This is a genomic window from Bradyrhizobium sp. Ghvi (genome assembly GCF_900115265.1).
Taxonomy (GTDB): domain Bacteria; phylum Pseudomonadota; class Alphaproteobacteria; order Rhizobiales; family Xanthobacteraceae; genus Bradyrhizobium.
This window is the reverse complement of record NZ_FOVU01000002.1, coordinates 587,744-602,272: the sequence shown is the minus strand read 5'-3', so window position 1 is coordinate 602,272 and position 14,529 is coordinate 587,744. Positions and strand designations below refer to the sequence as shown.

The following is a 14,529-nucleotide window of genomic DNA, read 5'->3' as shown; positions in this document are numbered from 1 at the left end:
CGCGCCGATGCCGATCCTGCTCAATGCCAGCGACTATCGCGAGCGTGCGCGCCAGTTCCTGCCGCGCGGACTGTTCGAGTACATCGATCGCGGCACGGAAGACGAGGCCGCGCTGCGGCGCCTGCGCGCCTCGCTCGACGCCATTACGCTGCTGCCCGCGGTGCTGACAGGGCATGAAAGCCGCGATCTCGATACAACGCTTCTTGGCCGACAGATGGCCGCGCCGCTCGCCGTCGCACCGACGGCGCTCGCCGGCCTCGTTGCCCATGATGGGGAGACCAAGCTCGCGCGCGCGGCCTCCCGCGTCGGCATTCCCGTCTGCATCTCGACGCAATCGGTCACGACCGTGGAGACTGTCCGGCGCGGCGCGCCGGATGCCTTGCTCTGGTTCCAGCTCTATGTCTGGCGCGATCGCGCCTTGACCGGGCGCCTCCTGGAGCGCGCGAGCGCTTGCGGCTGCGACAATCTGCTCGTCACAGTCGATACGCCGGTATCGCCGAACCGGGAGTATAATGAACGCAACGGTTTCGGGATTCCCTTCAAGCCGCGGCCGCGCAGCGTGGTCGATGTGGCGCTGCATCCCAGATGGGTGTTTGGGGTCCTTGCGCGTTATCTCGTCGGCGAGGGCATGCCGACTTACGGCCACTATCCGGAGGCGTTCCGCACCGCCATTACTCGCGCCGATATTGCGGAGGCTGTCCGGCTCGAACCGCGCCTGAGCTGGGACGACATGCGCTGGCTGCGCGAGATCTGGCCGGGCAAGCTCACCATCAAGGGCGTACTCGCAGTGGAGGATGCGGAAAAGGCGGTCGAGATCGGCGCTGATGGCATCGTGGTCTCGGTCCATGGTGGACGCAATCTGGACTGTCTGCCTGTGCCTGCAGACTGCATTCCGGCGATTGTCGATGCCGTGAAGGGCCGCCTGGCGATTCTGGCCGACAGCGGCGTCAGGCGCGGCACCGACGTCCTGAAATATCTTGCGTTAGGCGCGGAAGCCGTGCTTCTCGGACGTTTGCCGCTGTGGGGTCTTGCGGCCGGGGGAGAGGCGGGCGCCGAAGCCGTCCTGCGCATGGTCCTGCGCGAGATGGATACCGCCATGGCCTTCCTGGGAGCGCATCGCGTTCCGGCCTTGCGGGAAGTGCGCGTGAACGAACGGAACTGAGATCCACTCCAACATTTGGAAAATTACCATGTCCGTCAAGTCCGCACCGACCATTCATACCGCCAATCCCGATCTTGCCGGCGAAGTCGACAGGCTCCTCGCCGCGCTCGGCGCCCGCCGCTCCGAATATACCGAGGGTGCCATCGTGGTTCGTACGCCGATCACTGGCGAGATCATCGGCCGGGTTACGGCGATCGGCGCGGCCGAGGCCGCCGGCGTGATCGAACAGGCGCACGCGGCGTTCCTTGCCTGGAGGTTGGTGCCGCCGCCAAAGCGCGGCGAGTTCGTGCGCCTGTTCGGCGAGGAGCTGCGCGCCAGCAAGGAAGCTTTGGGCCGACTGGTGTCGATCGAGGTTGGCAAGATCGTCTCCGAGGGGCTGGGTGAGGTTCAGGAAATGATCGACATTTGCGATTTCGCAGTCGGTCTGTCTCGCCAGCTCTACGGCCTGACGATCGCGACCGAGCGTGGCGAGCATCGCATGATGGAAAGCTGGCATCCGCTCGGGGTCACCGGCATCATCTCGGCGTTCAATTTTCCGGTCGCCGTATGGGCTTGGAACGCAGCCCTGGCGCTCGTGTGCGGCAACAGTCTCGTCTGGAAGCCGTCGGAGAAGACGCCGCTGACCGCGCTTGCAACGCACGCTCTGTTCGAGCGCGCGCTCGAGCGCTTCAATGAGGCCGGTGGCGGCGCGCCGCAGGGGCTTGCAGCGGTGCTGCTCGGTGGCCGCGAGGTGGGGGAGGCGCTCGTCGATCATCCCAAGGTCCCGCTGGTCTCGGCCACCGGCTCGACGGCGATGGGCCGCGCGGTCGGTCCGAGACTCGCCAAGCGCTTCGCGCGCGCACTGCTCGAGCTCGGTGGCAACAACGCCGCGATCATCGCGCCAACGGCGGACCTCGACTTGACGCTGCGGGGCGTTGCCTTTGCCGCGATGGGAACGGCCGGGCAGCGCTGCACCACGTTGCGCCGTCTCTTTGTCCACGAAAGCGTGTATGACAGCTTCATGCCACGGCTCAAGCAGGCCTATGCATCCGTGACCATCGGTTCGCCGCTGGAGACCGGTACGCTGGTGGGTCCGTTGATCGATGCCGGGGCCTATGGCGCGATGCAGAATGCACTCGAAGCCGCTAGGGCGGCTGGTGGAAAAGTCCATGGCGGCGAACGGATCGTCGTCGAAGGCGCCTCCAATGCTCACTACGTCAGACCTGCTTTGATCGAGATGCCGGCGCAGACAGGACCCGTCGAGCACGAGACCTTCGCGCCGATCCTTTACGTGATGAAATATCGCGATTTCGATTCCGTGCTCGAGCTGCACAATGCCGTCCCGCAGGGACTGTCGTCCTCGATCTTCACCAACGACCTTCGCGAGGCGGAAACTTTTCTGTCGGCCCGTGGCTCCGACTGCGGCATTGCCAACGTCAACATTGGCCCATCCGGCGCGGAGATTGGGGGCGCATTCGGCGGCGAGAAGGAGACCGGCGGCGGACGCGAGTCCGGCTCCGATGCCTGGAAGGCCTACATGCGGCGCGTGACCAACACCATCAATTACGGTCGCACCCTCCCGCTGGCACAGGGTGTCAAGTTCGACGTGCTGTGACGAATTAGGGCTGGCGCGCGCAGCGAGCGAAGGAGGGATCAGATGAGCTCTACTGCGAAGGTCATCCGGCGCGAATGGCTCGACTGGCCGTTCTTCGAGCCGCGCCATCAAGCGATCGGCGCGGCGCTCGACCGCTTCGTGCAATCGGGCGCTCTCGACGAGGCCGATCACAACGATGTCGACGGCACCTGCCGCAAGCTGGTGCGCGCGATGGGCAGGGCGGGGCTGCTCGATTGCGCGGTCGCGGCGCCCGATGGCGATGCGGCGACGATCGATTCCCGCTCGATCTGCCTGTCGCGGGAATCGCTTGCCTATGCCGACGGCCTTGCCGATTTCGCTTTCGCCATGCAGGGGCTCGGCTCCGGCGCGATCGCGCTCGGCGGATCCGCGGAGCTGCGCCAGGCGGTGCTGCCGAAAGTTCGCTCCGGCGAATGGCTCGCAGCCTTCGCGTTGTCCGAGAAGGAAGCAGGATCGGACGTGGCGGCGATGTCTTGTACGGCACGGGCCGACGGCGACGACTACGTCATCGACGGCGAGAAGACCTGGATATCGAACGGCGGCATTGCCGACGTCTATACGCTGTTTGTACGAACCGGCGAGGCGCCCGGCGCGCGTGGCATCTCGGCCTTCGTCATCTTTCCCGATGATCCCGGCTTCAGCATTGCCGAGCGCATCGATGTCGTCGCTCCGCATCCGCTGGCGACGCTGCGTTTCACGAGCTGCCGCATTCCGGCAAGCCGCCGCCTCGGCGCACCCGGTGGCGGGTTCAAGCTCGCGATGCAGACGCTGGACATCTTTCGTGCGTCGGTCGCCGCGGCCGCCCTTGGCTTTGCCCGGCGCGCACTTGACGAAGCGTTGTGGCATGCGAAGAGCCGGCACATGTTCGGGGCGACCTTGAGCGATCTTCAGCTGACCCAGGCCGCGCTTGGCGACATGGCGACTGAGGTCGACGCCGCTGCATTGCTGACTTACCGCGCTGCCTGGCGCCGCGATGTCCAGAAACTGCCGACGACGCGTGAGGCTGCCATGGCGAAGCTGACTGCAACTGAGACCGCACAGCGCGTCATCGACCGCGCCGTGCAGATGTTCGGCGGTCGCGGCGTACGCAAGGGTGAAATCGTCGAAAGCCTCTATCGCGAAATCCGCGCACTCCGCATTTACGAGGGCGCGACCGAGGTCCAGAAGCTGATCGTGGCGCGTGAGCTGCTAAAACCGCGCTGATTGCAGACAGCTTTGGCACAATGAGACAAGCGGAACTGCCTGCCGCAGCCGATGGTCTGCGGGTGCTTCAACCCGGCGGCTGGCCGCAGCCCTAGGCCAACGGCGACTTGACGTTCCTCTGACCCAAACTGCGCTTGCAATGTTTAGTAAATCGTGCATTACTAAACAAATCGAGCCTGCCGGGCCTATAGAATCCGGGTGGCGCGAGGAAACGCTAGTTTAGTTATTCAGCTCGTCACGGACTGTGTCGCTCTGCTCGAAGCATTCGGGCGGGTAGGAACGCCGCGCCATGTCGATGGCCGGTCCACTCGGAGGGAACGTGCAATGAAACGGACAATGAAGACGCTTGTAGTGGCTTGCGGGGCCGTCAGCGCCGCGCTCGGTGTCGGAGCGGGCATCACTCCCGCGCAGGCACAGGGCAAGACCATCACGCTGTGCTGGGCCGCATGGGACCCGGCCAACGCGCTGGTCGAATTGTCGAAGGACTTCACCGCCAAATCGGGTATCGGTATGAAGTTCGAATTCGTGCCGTGGACCAATTACGCCGATCGCTTCCTGAACGAACTCAATTCGCACGGGTCGTTGTGCGATCTCATCATCGGCGATTCACAATGGATCGGCGGTGCCGCGGAGAACGGCCAGTACGTCAAGCTCAACGATTTCTTCAAGAAGGAAGGAATCAGCATGGACGACTACATGCCGGCGACGGTGGTCGGCTATTCCGAGTGGCCGAAGAACACGCCGAACTATTGGGCGCTGCCGGCAATGGGCGATGCGGTGGGCTGGACCTATCGCAAGGACTGGTTCGCGCGACCGGACGTGCAGAAGGACTTCAAGGCCAAGTACGGCCGCGATATCGCGGTGCCGAAGACGCTCGATGAGCTCAAGGACATCGCGCAATTCTTCCAGGGCCGCGAGATCGACGGCAAGAAGGTCTATGGCGCCTCGATCTATACCGAGCGTGGTTCCGAAGGCATCACCATGGGTGTCTCGAACTATCTCTACGACTACGGCTTCAAGTACGATGATCCGAAGAAGCCCTATGCGATGGACGGGTTCGTGAACTCAGCCAGCGCGGTGAAGGGGCTCGAGGCTTACAAGGAGCTCTACAAGTGCTGCACGCCGCCTGGCGCCTCCAATTCCTACATGTCGGAGGGGCTTGACGCCTTCAAGTCCGGCCAGGTCGCGTTGCAGATGAACTTCTTCGCCTTCTTCCCGGGCCTCTACAAGGACCCGAATGTCGGCGGCGACAAGATCGGCTTCTTCGTCAATCCGGCAGGTCCCGCCGCACAGGCGACGCAGCTGGGCGGGCAGGGCATATCGGTGGTCTCCTACTCGAAGAACCAGGCCGAAGCGCTGCAATACATCAAGTGGTTCTCCGGCGGCGACGTCCAGAAGAAGTGGTGGGCGCTCGGCGGCTATTCCTGCGCCAAGTCCGTGCTGAACGACCCGAGCTTCCCTGGTAGCGCGCCCTTCGCCAAGGAGTTCCTGCAGTCGATGGGAATGGTCGTCGACTTCTGGGCCGAGCCGTCCTACGCCCAGCTGCTGCAAGCCGAGCAGAAGCGCGTGCATGACTATGTGGTGGCCGATAAGGGCACCGCCCAGGAAGCGCTGGACGGTCTGGTGAAGGACTGGAAGGCGATCTTCAAGGAAGAAGGCAAGAAGTTCTGATGTGAGCTGCCTGGAGCGCGTGCGCTCGCGCTCCAGGCTTTCCTTCGAGATGACCGGGATCTGTCGCCAGGCGACGGCCCGGGTGCCAGGATCGGCCAGAGCAATGAACGAATTGAGTGCCTCTTCGCGCATCACTTATCGAGCCGTCATGGTCCGGCCAGGCGTCGCGCGTCGTATCCGGGGCCTGTCGGACAGGGCGCTCGCCTGGCTCTTCATCACGCCGACGATCGTGCTGCTGCTGGCGATCAACATCTTCCCGTTGCTCTGGACGATCTATCTGTCGTTCACCAACTACCGTGCCAACCGGGCCAACGTCCCGATGATCTGGCTGGGCGCCGACTGGTACCAGTCGATCCTGACTGACCCGGACATCTGGGCGGCGATGCAGGTGACCGCGCATTTCGTCATCTGGACGGTGGTGATCGAGACCGTGCTCGGATTTGGCCTAGCCTATCTCATCGACAAGAAGTTCCGCGGCCACGGCATGTGGACCACGATCATCCTGCTGCCCATGATGCTGTCGCCCGCCGTCGTCGGCAATTTCTGGACGTTCCTGTACCAGCCCCAGATCGGACTGTTCAATTACGTCGTCGCCTTCTTCACCGGGCGTCCCGCGTCTTCCTTCCAGATGCTGGGCGACGTCACGCTGAGCCCCTGGGCCATCGTCATCGTCGATGCCTGGATGTGGACTCCTTACGTGATGCTGATTTGTCTGGCCGGCCTGCGTTCGATCCCTGATTACATCTACGAGGCGGCAGAGGTCGATCGCGCATCGAAGTGGCGGCAGTTCTGGTCGATCACGCTGCCGATGGCGCTGCCGTTCATCATGTTGGCGGTACTGTTTCGCGGCATCGAGAATTTCAAGATGTTCGACATGGTCAACCTGCTCACCGGCGGCGGGCCGGGATCGACCACGGAAGTTGCCTCGATCACGCTCAAGCGCGCGGCGTTCGAAAGCTGGCGCACCGGATATTCCTCGGCCTTCGCGATCATCCTGTTCGTGACGGTCTTTGGCCTCGCCAACATCTATGTGAAGGCGCTGAACAAGGTGAAAAGCCGATGACCTCAGCCACCACAGCCCATTCGGTCGTCGAACCGTCGGCAACGACACGGCGCTTTGCCGGCTCCCTGGTCGTGCTCTACGCCATCATCACCATGATCCCGCTGGTCTGGATCATGCTCACCGCGTTCAAGTCGCCTGACGATGCGATCTCCTATCCGCCCAAGGTGATGTTCAAGCCGTCGCTCGAAGGCTTCTGCAACCTGTTCACGACGCGCTCGCGCCAGACGCCGGAATTCATCCGCTCGCTGGGACCGCCGCAAGGTCTCTGCGACAGCATCGCGCGCGAACGCAACATGGTGGTCGCAGGTCCCTCGAACTATGTGCCGCGCTTCGTCAATTCGTTGATCATCGCGTTCGGCTCGACCGTGCTCGCCGTCGCGCTTGGCACCCTGTCGGCCTACGGATTCTCGCGCTTCCGCGTGCCGCTGAAGGACGACCTGCTGTTCTTCATTCTATCGACCAGGATGATGCCGCCGATCGCGGTCGCGATTCCGATCTATCTGATGTACCGCACGATCGGCCTGTCGGACACAAGGCTCGGGATGATCCTGCTCTACACCTCGGTCAACGTCTCGCTCGCGGTCTGGCTGCTGAAGGGATTCATCGACGAAATCCCGCGCGAGTACGAGGAAGCGGCGATGATCGACGGCTATACTCGCTTCCAGGCCTTCGTGAAGGTGGTGCTGCCGCAGGCGACGACGGGAATCGCCGCGACGGCGATCTTCTGCCTGATCTTCGCCTGGAACGAATACGCCTTCGCGGTGCTTCTCACCTCCGGCAACGCCCAGACGGCGCCGCCCTTCATTCCGATTATCATCGGGGAGGGCGGACAGGACTGGCCGGCGGTAGCGGCCGGCACGACCCTGTTCCTGGTGCCGATCGTGGTGTTCACGGTCCTGCTTCGCAAGCACCTGCTGCGTGGCATCACCTTTGGAGCCGTCCGCAAATGAGCAATGACGCCACCCCATCCATCGCGCGTCCTGGTCTTGCCGACCGGCTACTGCGCCGCGGCCCGCTTGAGGCCACAGCAACGATGATCATCGCCGCCGGCGTGGTCATGCTCATGCAGCCGTTCTCGCTGACGCTGTATTCGTGGTCGTTTGCGACGACCCTGTTCGGCACGGTGATGTTCACCATCGTGTCCAAGGTCCGGGAGTAGCGCGCGATGGCACAGATCAGGGTCGAGGCGCTCGACAAGTCTTTCGGCGCGTTTCATGCGGTCAAGGCCGCCAGTTTCACGGTGGAAGACGGCCAGTTCCTTTGCCTCCTGGGGCCTTCCGGCTGCGGCAAGACCACGACGCTGCGTATGATCGCCGGCCTGGAGCTGCCGACGTCGGGCACCATCCGGCTCGACGGGGAGGACGTGACGATGAACCGCGCGTCGGCGCGCGATATCGCCTTCGTGTTCCAGCTTTTCGCGCTCTATCCGCACATGAATGTCCGGCGCAACATCGGCTTCCCCCTGAAATGCGAGGGCATCGGTGCGGCCGAGCGTGACCGGCGGGTGGTCGAAGCCGCGCGCATCCTGCGGATTTCTCACCTGCTCGACCGATCGGTGGCCGGCCTGGCGGGCGGCGACCGCCAGCGTGTCGCGCTGGGGCGCGCGATCGTGCGCAAGCCGAAGTGTTTCCTGATGGACGAGCCGCTCGGCGCGCTCGACACCGAGATGCGGGAGGCCATGATTCACGAGCTGCGGGCTCTGCACGACCGCCTGGGCGCGACGACCGTCTACGTCACGCATGACCAGCTCGAGGCCATGGCGATGGCGGACAGGATCGCGGTGATGAACAATGGCGTCGTCGAGCAGGTGGCGAGTCCGCGCGACATCTATGACCGGCCGGCATCGTTGTTCGTCGCCGACTTCATCGGCTCGCCGCCGATGAACTTCCTGCCGTTCCGTGGCGGCCTGCAGACGGGCGCAGAGGCGATCCGGCTCGGCGAACGCGATGTCGCCATTCCTGCCGCGCGGGAGGCGATGACCGACAGCGAGCTCGTGCTCGGGGTGCGGCCCGAGCACGTGCGCTTCACTGATCGCGGCATGGTGCGCGGCGAAGTCTATGGCACGGAATATCTGGGGACGACGCAGATCGTAACGGTGACGACGCACTACGGCGCGCTTAAAGCCCGCTCACCGAGCAGCAGATCCTTCCGGACCGGCGAGATTGTGGGGCTCGACTTCCGGCCCGATACGCTGTCGATCTTCGACAAGGCATCTGGCCGGGCTATACGCACCGCGCTGCACGAAGGAGCTGCGCATGGCTGAAGTCGAGATCATCTCCGTCTCCAAGGCGTTCGGCAAGACGCAAGCCTTGAGCGACCTGTCGTTGACCGTCGGTGACGGCGAGTTCGTCGCGTTGCTGGGGCCGACCGGCGCCGGCAAGACCACGGCGTTGCGCTTGATCGCCGGGCTGGAGCAGCCGGATCGCGGCTCGATCCGCATCGACGGGCGCGACGTGACCGGCGATGCGCCGGCCGATCGCGACGTTGCCTTTGTTTTCCAGCAATACTCGCTATATCCGCACCTCACCGTGTTCGAGAACATGGCATTCTCGTTGCGTGCGCCGACCCGCCGCGTGGCCGAAGCCGACATTCGCGCGAAGGTGCAGGAGGTGGCGCGTCTGCTTCACATCGAGACCAAGCTGGACAACAAGGCGACGCAGCTGTCGGGCGGGCAGATGCAACGCGTCGCGATTGGCCGGGCTCTGGTCCGTTCGCCTTCGATCTATCTGATGGACGAGCCGCTGTCCTCGCTCGATGCCAAGCTGCGCGGCGAGTTGCGGCTCGAGCTCAAGCGCATCCAGGTCGAGCTAGGCGCGACGATTCTCTACGTCACCCACGATCAGACCGAGGCGATGACCATGGCCTCGCGCATCGGCGTGATCGAAGGCGGGCGGCTGATGCAGATCGGATCGCCGCGCGAGATCTATGAGAATCCAATCAACGCGCATGTCGCGGCGCGGCTGGGCCAGCCGATGATCAATCTGCTGCCGGCGGCCCTGTTCGCCGGTGTACCTGACGGCGCCGAGACCATCGGCGCGCGGACCGAGCATCTGACGATTGCGCGCGACGGCGGCGACGTCTCGGCAATTGTCAAGCGGGTCGAACATCTCGGCGATCAGAGCCATCTCCATCTCGACCTCGCCGGCCGGCCGGTTGTAACACTGGCGGATCCCGAGGCGGCCTTCGGTGCCGGAGACATGGTGTCGCTTCGGCTGAACAAGCCGCTGTTTTTCGATGCGAAGGGCGAGAGGGTAGCGGCATGAGCCTTGATCGGATAGCCAGGGAAAGGTTGGTGCGAGCGCTGGCAGCGTCAGTGATCTCGCACGCGGACGAGTTGACGAGCCTCGACCAGGCGATTGGCGATGGGGATCATGGGCTGAACATGAAGCGCGGGTTCGAGGCGGTCCTCGCGGCACTGCCAGACCTTGCCGACAAGTCGCTCCCGGAAATGCTGAAGGCGATTGGAATGACGTTGGTCATGAAGGTCGGCGGTGCTTCTGGGCCGCTGGTCGGAACGTTCTTCATGGAACTGGGCAAGGCGCTTCCGGAGCGGCCGAGCCGGGCCGATCTGGTCGCGGCGACGGAGAAGGCGATCGAGGCCGTCAAGGCGCGGGGTCGCTCCGAAGAGGGGCAGAAGACGCTGCTGGATGTGCTGGTGCCGGTGCACGCCGTTCTCGCGGCAGGCGGCGATGCAAGGGCGATCGCAGCGGAGGCTGTGCAGGCCGCCGATCGCACCACGCCGATGCAGGCGATCCGCGGCCGGGCATCGTTCCTGGGCGAGCGTTCCATCGGTCACATGGATCCGGGCGCGCGCTCGGTGTCTCTTCTGATCGGTGCCGCAGTTGAGACACTGGCATTCGAGGTCAACACATGAGCAACGTCGGAATTGTCATCGTATCGCATTCGCGGAAGATCGCGGAAGGTGCGGCGGATATGGTGCGCCAGATGGTTGGAGACGCGGTGCCGCTGGCCTGGACCGGCGGCGATGTCGATGGCGGCCTGGGTACGAACGTTGCGGGGATTCTCGAAGCGATCGAAACCGCCTGGTCACCGGCAGGCGTAGCGATCCTGGTCGATCTCGGCGGTGCCGAGACCAATTCGGAGATGGCCGTCGAGATGCTCCCCGAAGATCGGCGTGCGCGCGTGCTGGTTTGCAATGCACCGGTGGTCGAGGGGGCTGTGATCGCCGCGACCGAATCTTCGGGCGGCTCATCGCTTGCCGCCGTCAAGCGCAGTGCGGAGGAATTCTATGCATGATGCCAACGTCAACCGGGCGGCCCCCACGTTTGCGCCGCTGACCGCCTCGGCGGTCCTCGTCAATCCGGTGGGCCTGCACGCGCGGCCATCGGTGAAGCTCACGCAATGTGCGAAAGGATTTACCGCAAAGATCGAAATTGCGCTTGCTGCCGAGGGCCCCTGGACGGACGCCAAGAGCCCCGTGAAAGTGATGCGTGTGAAGGCGCCGCAAGGCGCAACGTTGCATTTCCGCGTCGCCGGTCCCGACGGCGAGGCGGCGCTCGCGGCCATGCTGGCGCTGGTGCATGACGGTTTCGGCGAGGCGTAGAATCGTGGGCGAGATCCATCTCACCGGTCATCCCGCCTCGCCAGGCCTCGCCATCGGCCCGGTCGCCGTGCTGACGCATGCTGTGGCGAGCAGGGCGGCGAAGGGCGATCCCGCGCAGGAAGCCGCGGCGCTGAAGGCTGCGATCGAAGGAGCAGCAGTGGAGCTCGCCGATCTGATCGCGACGGTCCATGGCGAGGCTGCGGAGATCCTGGAGTTCCAGGTTGCGATGCTCGGTGACGATGCTCTTTCGGAAGGGGCTTACGAAGCCATAGCGGGCGGTGCTGCTGCCGACGAGGCCTGGCGCGCTGCGCTCGACGTCGAGATCGCGGGCTATCGCGCGGCGGACGAGGAATATTTCCGGGCGCGGGCCGCGGACCTCGTCGATATCCGCGATCGCGTGGTCGCAGGGCTAAATGGCGCGGATGCGATCGCAAAAATCTCCGGCGATTCCGTCGTCACGGGTGATGATATTTCGCCATCGACATTCCTCGCCGTCGACTGGACCCGCGGCGGTGCCATTGCGCTCGCAAGCGGATCGCCTTCGTCGCATGTGGCGATGCTCGCGCGATCGCGCGGCGCTCCCATGGTGGTTGGATTGGGTCCACTACCCTGGAACGGACAGCCACCGTCACTGGCCTTGGTCGATGGCGACGCCGGGACCGTGATCTTCGATCCCCAGCCCGAAACGCGCCGCCTGTTCGAGCACCGCATGGCGGCCGCGAATGCCGCACAGATCGCCGCCGAGGCCGGCCGCTTCAAACCGGCCCTGACGGCTAATGGCCGGCGTATTTCCGTTCTTCTCAATGTTGCCGCGCCCGAAGACGTCGAAGGCCTCGACCCCGCTATCTGCGATGGCGTCGGCCTGGTGCGGACGGAGTTTCTGTTCGAGGGTTCGAGAGGCTTACCCGGCGAGGATGCGCAATATGCGGTCTACCGGCGTATTCTCGAATGGGCCGCAGGACGGCCGGTGACGATCCGCACGCTCGATGCCGGCGGCGACAAGCCGATCCCCGGCGTGACGGTCGATGGCGAGCGAAATCCATTCCTGGGCTTGCGCGGGATCCGCCTGTCGCTGGCGCGGCCGGAGGTGTTTCGCGTGCAATTGCGAGCGCTGTGCCGCGCGGCCGTGCATGGGCCGCTGAAGGTGATGCTGCCGATGATCGCGGTGCCCTCCGAGCTGGACCGCGCCAAGTCCATGCTGGACGCGGAGTTTGCAGCGCTCACGGCAGAGGGCATCGCCTGCGCCCGGCCGCCACTCGGCATCATGGTCGAGGTCCCCTCGGCCGCACTCTGCGCCGAGGATTTTGGCGCGGCGTTCTATTCCATCGGGTCGAATGACCTGACCCAATACACGATGGCTGCGGCGCGCGACGTCGGTGATGTCGCCGATCTCAATGATGCCGGCCATCCGGCGGTGCTGGCGCTGATCGCGCGGACGGTCGAGGCCGGACGCAAGCGCGGCGTCGAGGTTTCGCTCTGCGGCGACGCCGCGGCCGACACGCGCTTGACGAAGGCGTTGCTCGCGACGGGGCTGACGACCCTCTCGGTCTCGCCGATTGCGGTGGCCCGGCTCAAGGCCGCCATCGCCGGGATGACTGCATGAGCGATGATAAAGACGAAGACCCGAGCCGGCCAGGCGACAGCAATGTCGCGGACTACAAGCTCATCTTACGGCGGGCTCTCGACAACCGGCCATCCGGGACGCGGCTGAAGCTCGCCGCGGCGCTCGGCAAGAACCGCTCCTTTGTCAGCCAGATCACCAATCCCGCGTATCTGGTGCCGATCCCGGCGAAGCATGTCGCGATCATCTTCGAGGTCTGCCATCTCTCCGGTACCGAACGGGCGGCGTTCCTCGAAGCCTATGGTCGCGCGCACCCGGGACGGCTGCGCGGCGCCCATCGCGAGGCGCGCACGCGTGTTGTTACGGTGACGGTGCCTGATCTTGGCGAGGACAAGAAGAACCGCGCGCTCGAGCAGCTGATCGTCGACTTTGCGGCTCAGCTCGCGCGCTACGCCGAGAGCATTGGCTGACGAATTCGAAACTGCAAAAAGATAACCGGGAGGACGCCATGAAAAAGCTGATCAACAGCGCCGACACGGTGCTCGAAGAGAGTCTCGACGGGTTGGCGGCCGCGCATGCCGATATCCTGCTACTTGGCGCCGAGCGCAAATTCGTGCGCCGCCGGACCCTGAAGCCGGGCAAAGTCGCGCTCATCTCAGGCGGCGGCTCCGGCCATGAACCGCTGCATGCGGGCTTCGTCGGTCTCGGCATGCTCGATGCCGCTTGCCCAGGGCAGGTCTTCACGTCGCCGACGCCCGATCAGATGATCGAGGCGGCGGAGGCTGTCGACACCGGAGCCGGCGTGCTCTTCATCGTCAAGAATTACGAGGGCGATGTGATGAATTTCACCATGGCCGCCGAGATGGCCGGGCGCGAGGTCGCAAGCGTCGTGACCAACGACGACGTCGCGGTGGAGAAGTCGACCTACACGACGGGACGTCGGGGTGTCGCGGGTACGCTGATCGTGGAAAAGATGGTCGGTGCCGCGGCCGAAAAGGGCATGCCGCTCGGCGCGCTCAAGACACTCGGCGATGACATCAACAGCCGCACCCGCTCGATGGGCGTGGCACTGCTGCCGTGCACGGTTCCGGCGGCGGGTCGGCCGAATTTCACGCTGGCTGACAACGAAATGGAAATGGGCGTCGGCATTCATGGCGAGCCGGGGCGCCGCCGGGTGCCTCTGACCTCTGCCGATGCTATCGCCGCCGACATACTTGGCGCGATCCTGGATGATCTTGCGCCGAGCAAGGGCAGCGAAGTCCTGCTCCTGGTCAACGGATTCGGCGCAACGCCACTTATCGAACTCTATCTGATGGCCAACAGCGCCAAACGTATCCTGGATGAGGCGGGCATCACGGCGACACGTTTCCTGACCGGCTCTTACGTGACGTCGCTCGACATGGCAGGCGCCTCGATCACCGTCTCCGTGCTCGACAGCCAGTCAAAGGAATTGTGGGACGCCCCAGTGCATACCGCAGCGCTCCGCTGGGGAGTCTGATGGTCATAGCGAAAGGGCGCTTCATGATGAAGCAACTTGTGGCGGCGGGGAGGGCTGCGAGACATGGGTTTCGTTTCTTCTAGACGCCCGCGCTCTTGCGGAGCATTACATATCGGCGCCTGTAAGTGCCGTGATCCACATCAGCATCCGCGATTTGCAGAAGAGTTCTGGCGAGGCGATCGACGCGTTGCCCGG

At 64.4% G+C, this 14,529-nt stretch carries 15 protein-coding genes; all 15 read left to right on the top strand.

The genetic code is table 11. The annotated features are described in order from the left end of the window. Window positions 1–7 precede the first annotated feature (7 nt). Complete coding sequence (locus BM374_RS09670; protein ID WP_092291286.1) at window positions 8–1,162, top strand: alpha-hydroxy acid oxidase; 1,155 nt, start codon at window positions 8–10, stop codon at window positions 1,160–1,162. A 28-nt stretch (window positions 1,163–1,190) separates the two neighbouring features. Beyond that, window positions 1,191–2,756, top strand: a complete 1,566-nt coding sequence (gene amaB, locus BM374_RS09665) for an L-piperidine-6-carboxylate dehydrogenase (RefSeq protein ID WP_092291284.1) — start codon at window positions 1,191–1,193, stop codon at window positions 2,754–2,756. A 42-nt stretch (window positions 2,757–2,798) separates the two neighbouring features. Next, window positions 2,799–3,977 carry an acyl-CoA dehydrogenase family protein gene (locus tag BM374_RS09660; protein ID WP_092291282.1) on the top strand — a complete coding sequence of 393 codons (1,179 nt, stop codon included), beginning with the start codon at window positions 2,799–2,801 and terminating at the stop codon, window positions 3,975–3,977. 336 nt (window positions 3,978–4,313) lie between these two features. After that, window positions 4,314–5,648 (top strand): ABC transporter substrate-binding protein, encoded by a 1,335-nt coding sequence (locus tag BM374_RS09655; protein ID WP_502689421.1) that lies wholly within the window; start codon window positions 4,314–4,316, stop codon window positions 5,646–5,648. A 103-nt stretch (window positions 5,649–5,751) separates the two neighbouring features. After that, window positions 5,752–6,711, top strand: coding sequence for a carbohydrate ABC transporter permease (locus tag BM374_RS09650; protein WP_092291908.1), 960 nt, complete (start codon window positions 5,752–5,754; stop codon window positions 6,709–6,711). Next, entirely contained in the window at window positions 6,708–7,661 is a 954-nt protein-coding gene (locus BM374_RS09645; RefSeq protein ID WP_092291278.1) for a carbohydrate ABC transporter permease, read from the top strand. The genes BM374_RS09650 and BM374_RS09645 overlap by 4 nt, the downstream gene beginning before the upstream one ends. Beyond that, a complete protein-coding gene (locus tag BM374_RS09640) occupies window positions 7,658–7,870 on the top strand; it encodes a hypothetical protein (protein ID WP_092291276.1) in 213 nt (70 codons plus the stop codon). Before BM374_RS09645 ends, BM374_RS09640 begins: the two co-directional genes overlap by 4 nt. Window positions 7,871–7,876: 6 nt before the next feature. Beyond that, on the top strand, window positions 7,877–8,974 hold the full coding sequence (locus BM374_RS09635) for an ABC transporter ATP-binding protein (RefSeq protein WP_092291274.1): 1,098 nt from the start codon (window positions 7,877–7,879) through the stop codon (window positions 8,972–8,974). Next, a complete protein-coding gene (locus BM374_RS09630; RefSeq protein WP_092291272.1) occupies window positions 8,967–9,974 on the top strand; it encodes an ABC transporter ATP-binding protein in 1,008 nt (335 codons plus the stop codon). Before BM374_RS09635 ends, BM374_RS09630 begins: the two co-directional genes overlap by 8 nt. Further along, a complete protein-coding gene (dhaL, locus tag BM374_RS09625) occupies window positions 9,971–10,585 on the top strand; it encodes a dihydroxyacetone kinase subunit DhaL (RefSeq protein WP_092291270.1) in 615 nt (204 codons plus the stop codon). Before BM374_RS09630 ends, dhaL begins: the two co-directional genes overlap by 4 nt. Further along, window positions 10,582–10,968, top strand: coding sequence for a dihydroxyacetone kinase phosphoryl donor subunit DhaM (gene dhaM / locus BM374_RS09620; RefSeq protein WP_092291268.1), 387 nt, complete (start codon window positions 10,582–10,584; stop codon window positions 10,966–10,968). Before dhaL ends, dhaM begins: the two co-directional genes overlap by 4 nt. Next, the gene (locus BM374_RS09615; RefSeq protein WP_092291266.1) at window positions 10,961–11,275 is read left to right on the top strand and encodes an HPr family phosphocarrier protein; all 315 of its coding nucleotides are present in this window, start codon (window positions 10,961–10,963) and stop codon (window positions 11,273–11,275) included. The genes dhaM and BM374_RS09615 overlap by 8 nt, the downstream gene beginning before the upstream one ends. Window positions 11,276–11,279: 4 nt before the next feature. Then, complete coding sequence (gene ptsP, locus BM374_RS09610; RefSeq protein WP_092291264.1) at window positions 11,280–12,878, top strand: phosphoenolpyruvate--protein phosphotransferase; 1,599 nt, start codon at window positions 11,280–11,282, stop codon at window positions 12,876–12,878. Then, window positions 12,875–13,306: a hypothetical protein gene (locus BM374_RS09605; RefSeq protein ID WP_092291262.1), complete on the top strand. Its 432-nt coding sequence runs from the start codon at window positions 12,875–12,877 to the stop codon at window positions 13,304–13,306. The genes ptsP and BM374_RS09605 overlap by 4 nt, the downstream gene beginning before the upstream one ends. Before the next feature lie 38 nt (window positions 13,307–13,344). Then, window positions 13,345–14,334 carry a dihydroxyacetone kinase subunit DhaK gene (gene dhaK, locus BM374_RS09600; protein WP_092291260.1) on the top strand — a complete coding sequence of 330 codons (990 nt, stop codon included), beginning with the start codon at window positions 13,345–13,347 and terminating at the stop codon, window positions 14,332–14,334. Window positions 14,335–14,529: the final 195 nt, after the last annotated feature.

Coding starts and splice junctions, on each gene's coding strand:
- amaB (WP_092291284.1), top strand. CDS start 1,191: ATGTCCGTCAAGTCCGCACCGACCATTCATACCGCCAATCCCGATCTT.
- BM374_RS09640 (WP_092291276.1), top strand. CDS start 7,658: ATGAGCAATGACGCCACCCCATCCATCGCGCGTCCTGGTCTTGCCGAC.
- BM374_RS09650 (WP_092291908.1), top strand. CDS start 5,752: ATGAACGAATTGAGTGCCTCTTCGCGCATCACTTATCGAGCCGTCATG.
- dhaL (WP_092291270.1), top strand. CDS start 9,971: ATGAGCCTTGATCGGATAGCCAGGGAAAGGTTGGTGCGAGCGCTGGCA.
- BM374_RS09645 (WP_092291278.1), top strand. CDS start 6,708: ATGACCTCAGCCACCACAGCCCATTCGGTCGTCGAACCGTCGGCAACG.
- BM374_RS09605 (WP_092291262.1), top strand. CDS start 12,875: ATGAGCGATGATAAAGACGAAGACCCGAGCCGGCCAGGCGACAGCAAT.
- dhaK (WP_092291260.1), top strand. CDS start 13,345: ATGAAAAAGCTGATCAACAGCGCCGACACGGTGCTCGAAGAGAGTCTC.
- BM374_RS09630 (WP_092291272.1), top strand. CDS start 8,967: ATGGCTGAAGTCGAGATCATCTCCGTCTCCAAGGCGTTCGGCAAGACG.
- dhaM (WP_092291268.1), top strand. CDS start 10,582: ATGAGCAACGTCGGAATTGTCATCGTATCGCATTCGCGGAAGATCGCG.
- BM374_RS09660 (WP_092291282.1), top strand. CDS start 2,799: ATGAGCTCTACTGCGAAGGTCATCCGGCGCGAATGGCTCGACTGGCCG.
- BM374_RS09635 (WP_092291274.1), top strand. CDS start 7,877: ATGGCACAGATCAGGGTCGAGGCGCTCGACAAGTCTTTCGGCGCGTTT.
- BM374_RS09655 (WP_502689421.1), top strand. CDS start 4,314: ATGAAGACGCTTGTAGTGGCTTGCGGGGCCGTCAGCGCCGCGCTCGGT.
- BM374_RS09670 (WP_092291286.1), top strand. CDS start 8: ATGCCGATCCTGCTCAATGCCAGCGACTATCGCGAGCGTGCGCGCCAG.
- BM374_RS09615 (WP_092291266.1), top strand. CDS start 10,961: ATGCATGATGCCAACGTCAACCGGGCGGCCCCCACGTTTGCGCCGCTG.